Raw genomic sequence first — 4,725 nt, forward strand, 5'->3', positions numbered from 1 at the left:
CGGAACAGCGCCCCGACAGCAGCCGGTCCCCGCCCCGCCACCGCCATGCCAGCGGCCAGACAGACGCGCTGGCCCGACCGCCCGGACCCCGGGGACAGCGCCCCAACGGCAGCCGGGTCGGGCCCCGCTCCGCAACCCACATGCCAAAGGCCGGACAAACACGCTGGCCCGACCGCCCGGACCCCGGGACAGAGCCCCAACGGCAGCCGGGTCGGGCCCCGCTCCGCAACCGGCGGCTCCCCCGGGCATCAGAGCCCCGACAGCTGCTCCGCCCCGCAGCCCCCGCTCACGCCGTCTTCGGCAGATCTTCCGCAATGCCGAACAGGCGGCTGCCATAGTGGAAATGGCTCACCGCCCGCAATTCCTCCGGAAGCGCGCCCCGCGAGATCTCGATCAGCCGCTGGGCCACGACGCGCCAGTCCATGGCATTGGTGTTCCACAGCACGGTCCCGCAGTCGCGGCAGCTGACCGTCTTCATGCTCAGCCTCGGATGTCGGAAGCTCGGGAGGCGCCCGGCCCCCTTCGTCACCGCCAGCTGCTCCGGGTTCCAGGCCGTCACCGAATGGAACGGCACGTCGAGCAGCACCCGGCAGGCGCGGCGATGGCAGTGCCCGCGCACCTGCGGCGCGCCCTCCAGCCGGATTTCCGTTCCCCCGCAGCTGCAGCTCACAAGATATGCGTCCATCATCCCGCCCCCTCCCCTGTCCGTCCCGATCCCGGACCCGGCAGCGCCCGCGTCAAACCTCTCTGCAAAACGCAAACGCGGCCCCCGCAAGGGGACCGCGTTCTCGGGGAGGCATCCGGAAGGGAAGGGTCACTCGCCCTTGGTGACGCCCTCGAAACGGGTGATCCAGGGATCGGCGATCAGGCCCTGCACGTTGCTCTGGAAGGCGGCGGTGACGACGCGCTCCGAGAAGGGCTGGATGGCGATGACCTTCTCGTCGATCATCTTCTGGATCGTCTCGTACATCTCGGTCTGCTTGTCCTGGTCCGGCTCGACCAGCGCGTCCTCGATCATGCCGTTCAGCTCGGCATCGTAGAAGCTCGTCCGCCAGCCCTGGTAGTTGGTCAGCCCGGCTTCCTGGGCGTTGTCGGGGTTGTAGACCAGCGCGCGCAGGTTGCTGTCCGGGTGGGGCTGCTGCCCGCCGCCGCCCCGCCCGACCAGCAGCTCGAAGTCGCGCGAGCGCATCGCGCCGTAGATCTGCCCGCCATCGCCGGTGATGATCTCGGCGTTGATCCCCGCCTGGGCCAGCGTGCCCTGGATCGCGGTCGCGCTGTCGAGGAACTCCTGGGTGGAGATCACCCGGATCGAGGTGTCGAACCCGTCGGGATATCCCGCCTCGGCCAAGAGCGCCTTGGCCTTCTCGACATCCAGCGCATAGCCCGGATCGGGCAGCGCGCCGAAGGCGCGGGAGTTGATGACCCGCTGACGCTCCACCCCGAAATAGGGCATGATCGCGGCGTTGATCCCCTTGTAGTCGATCAGGTAGCGCAGCGCCTCGCGCACCTTCGGATCGGCGTATTTCTCGTCCGCCGCGGAGGCCGCGAGATAGTAGAAGCCCGCGCTCGGCTCGGTCTCGACCTTGATGTCGTCGCTGGCCTCCAGCGCCTTGAGGTCCGAGGCCGCCAGCGACAGGCCGACATCCAGATCGCCCTGCTCCAGCCCCAGCCGCTGCGACTGGCTCTCCGGAAGGTGGCGCATCAGCACCCGCTTCATCGCCGGCGCCTCGCCCCAGAAGTCGTCATTCCGGGTCATCAGCACGTATTCGTTCGATCGCCATTGCTGCAGCGTGTAGGCGCCCGACCCGGCCGAGTTGTTGGTCAGCCAACCCTGGCCCATGTCGCCATCGGCCTCGTGCTCCATCACCAGCTTGCTGTCGAGAACCGAGCCGATCCCCGCCTGGGCGATGTACATCAGGATCATCTTGGGGTCGCCCGGCTCGGGCAGGTTCATCACGAAGGTCAGCGGATCCTCGGCCACGAACATCTCGTCCGCGGTCTCCGACGCATAGCCGCGACTCTTCAGCCCCGAGGCCTGGGCGAGGTTCAGCGCCAGCGTGCGCTTGAAGCTCCAGGCGACATCCTCCGCCGTCAGCGGATTTCCGGAGGCGAATTCCATGCCCTCGCGCAGGTGGAAGGTCACCGACATGTTGTCGGGCGCGATCTCCCAGCTTTCCGCCAGCCGCGGCTCCAGCACGCGCCCGGTCGGGTCGAACTGCACCAGCGCGTCATAGACGTTGTTGAGGATCTGGACCGCTTCGCCGCCGGTGATCGCCGCCGGATCCATGGTCAGGACGTTGTTCATGTTGAAGGCGACGATCAGCTGGTCCTTCGGCGTTTCCGCCGCCGCGCCGCTTGCCACCAGCGCCGCCAGCGCGACCGATGCCATGAGATGTTTCATGCTTTCCTCCCTGTGATTGGGGCGTGCGCCCCTCAACGCACGCGGTTGTTCTCGATATGGTCGAAGTCGATATCCTCGCCCAGCCCGGGCCGGTCGGGGACATGGACATAGCCGTCCGCATCCATCGGATCGGAGAGCTGGTTGAGGTAGTCGAAGCCGTCGTCGTATTCGAGGAACGGATGCAACAGCCCGCGCTCGTACCAGCGGCAGTTCTTCGAGGCCGCCACGACATGCAGGTTCATCGCCGTGTTGCCATGGACCTCGCAATCCATGCCGAAGCTCTCGGCCAGCCGCATCGTCTTGATCGCCGGGGTGATCCCGCCGACATCGTTGACGCCGGTCCGCAGGATGTCGCAGGCGCCGGACTTGACCCATTCCGCGCGGCCCCAGTGCTTGCCGGCCGCACTTTCCGGGCCGATCACCGGGATGTCCAGCTGGTCTGCCATCCACTTGTAGGAGGACATGGACTGCTCGTCCATCGGCTCCTCGATCCAGTCGAAGCCCAGCTTCTCCAGGCCGCGGCCCAGTTCCAGCGCGTCGACGCGGGAATACCAGTGGAAGGCGTCGATCATCAGGTGGATGTCGGGTCCCACCGCCTCGCGCACCGCGGCGCAGGCCTTGAGGTCCATCTTGACGTCCGGCGCCCAGCTGACGGGCGGCATCCAGGTGTGGAGCTTGATCCCCTTGTAGCCGCGCGCCACCAGCTTCTCGCAGAAGCGGCCGTAATCCTCGGGCGTCGCCAGCCCGCCTTCGATCTCGTCGCCGCACATGATCGAGCCATAGGCCCGCACCTTGTCGCGATAGGCGCCGATCAGCTTGTGGACGGGCTGGTTCAGCGCGCGTCCGGCCAGGTCCCACAGCGCGCAGTCGACCACCGCGAGCGTCCGGTCGGTCAGCTGCGCCGCCGAGCCGCGCTGCCAGTGGGCCAGGTCGTGCCAGAGGCGTTCGCGGTCGCGGTGATCCTGGCCGATCAGCACCTTCTTGACGAATTTCTCGATGACATGCGGCCGGACGATCTCGGGCGCGGTGAAGGAATGGCCCTCGTGCCCGTCCTCGGTGGTGATGGTCAGGATCGCCTGCTCCACCTGATGCGCCGGGCCGGGATGGGCATGGCCCGCCGTGTCCGAATGCCGCCTCGTCGTGTGGCGGAACACCCGCACCTTCACGTCATTGATGATCACCGCGTCTCCTCCATGCGTCCCCGGCTTGTGCCGTCATCTTGTCCGACTGGTTATCCGTCCTGTCTAAAGCTGTCAATATCAGTCATACATGTTGTCGAGATCCCGTCGCCGCACGGGCCGCTGCAGGCATATGGATCGGGCCCGCGAAGCGGGTTATATGAGAAGATGCGCAAGTTTCCGGACAGATTGCGCCAGCAGGAAGGACCAAACCGATTTCGACCAGGCAGATTTCCCCGCTCGTGTCCCGGATCATCACCGATCTGAAGGAGAAGATCTCCAGCGGCCAAAGCGTTGCAGGCACGCGGCTGCCCAGCGAGGCGGCCCTGACCCGCACCTATTCGGTCAGCCGGACCGTGGTGCGCGAGGCAATCGCCGTGCTGCGCGCCGAGGGGCTGGTCGAGGCCAGGAAGGGCTCCGGCGTCTTCGTCCTGGACGCGGTCGAGCCGCCCCGCCAGCCCTTTGCCGATCTCGACATCGACCGGGTCGCGAGCGCAATCGAGCTGCTGGAGCTGCGCAGCGCCGTGGAGATCCGCTCTGCCGGGCTGGCCGCCGCGCGGCGCTCTGCCCTGCAGCTCGAGGTGCTGATCGGGCTGCATCGCGGCCTGGCAAAGCGCGTCGCAGCGGGCGAACCGACCCGGGACGCGGATTTCGAATTCCACTACGCCATTGCCGAAGCGACACAGAATCAGCGCTTTGCCGAGTTCCTCTCCGCCATCCGCCCGGGCATCGTGCCGCGCACCGTACTGGGCCAGGATGCTGCCGACCCGAAGCTGAAGGCACCCAACCCGCATCTGGTCGAAGAGCATGAGCAGATTCTCGACGCCATCATGGACGGCGATCCGGCCGCCGCCGAGGCGGCAATGAAAGCGCATCTCGACAACAGCCTGGCCCGCTACCGCGCCTTCCTGCGCAATCCGGAGGGATAGCGCGCCGAAAATTCATCATACGTATTGACGCAACACATCATATGAGTAATTCTCTCCCTGCCGCCGCCCAGGCTGCCGGAGGACGACCCCTGGCGCCGTGGCGAGCCGTACCAGGGAGACCGAGATGCTCGACAAGTCCGTTTTCACGCCGCATGGCAAGCACCTGATCGTCGGCGAGTGGGTCGCGGGGGACCAGACCTTCGCCTCCGAGCCGGCC

Annotated in this window: 4 protein-coding genes; 1 reads left to right on the forward strand and 3 read right to left on the reverse strand. The window is 67.0% G+C overall.

Features of this window, described 5'->3' with window-relative positions; all coding sequences use genetic code 11:
* Nucleotides 1–286 precede the first annotated feature (286 nt).
* From FGX59_RS35980 to FGX59_RS35990, 3 genes are all read right to left on the reverse strand, one after another.
* Complete coding sequence (locus FGX59_RS35980; protein ID WP_171061008.1) at nucleotides 287–685, reverse strand: GFA family protein; 399 nt, start codon at nucleotides 683–685, stop codon at nucleotides 287–289.
* Between the two features lie 129 nt (nucleotides 686–814).
* Nucleotides 815–2,401, reverse strand: a complete 1,587-nt coding sequence (locus FGX59_RS35985; RefSeq protein ID WP_138473364.1) for an ABC transporter substrate-binding protein — start codon at nucleotides 2,399–2,401, stop codon at nucleotides 815–817.
* Nucleotides 2,402–2,433: 32 nt separating this feature from the next.
* A complete protein-coding gene (locus FGX59_RS35990) occupies nucleotides 2,434–3,582 on the reverse strand; it encodes a mandelate racemase family protein (protein ID WP_138473365.1) in 1,149 nt (382 codons plus the stop codon).
* 239 nt (nucleotides 3,583–3,821) lie between these two features.
* Here FGX59_RS35990 and FGX59_RS35995 point away from each other — a divergent pair, with 239 nt between their 5' ends.
* On the forward strand, nucleotides 3,822–4,508 hold the full coding sequence (locus FGX59_RS35995) for a FadR/GntR family transcriptional regulator (RefSeq protein WP_240722873.1): 687 nt from the start codon (nucleotides 3,822–3,824) through the stop codon (nucleotides 4,506–4,508).
* Nucleotides 4,509–4,725 lie beyond the last annotated feature (217 nt).

This window comes from Poseidonocella sp. HB161398, assembly GCF_005870025.1.
Taxonomy (GTDB): domain Bacteria; phylum Pseudomonadota; class Alphaproteobacteria; order Rhodobacterales; family Rhodobacteraceae; genus Mangrovicoccus.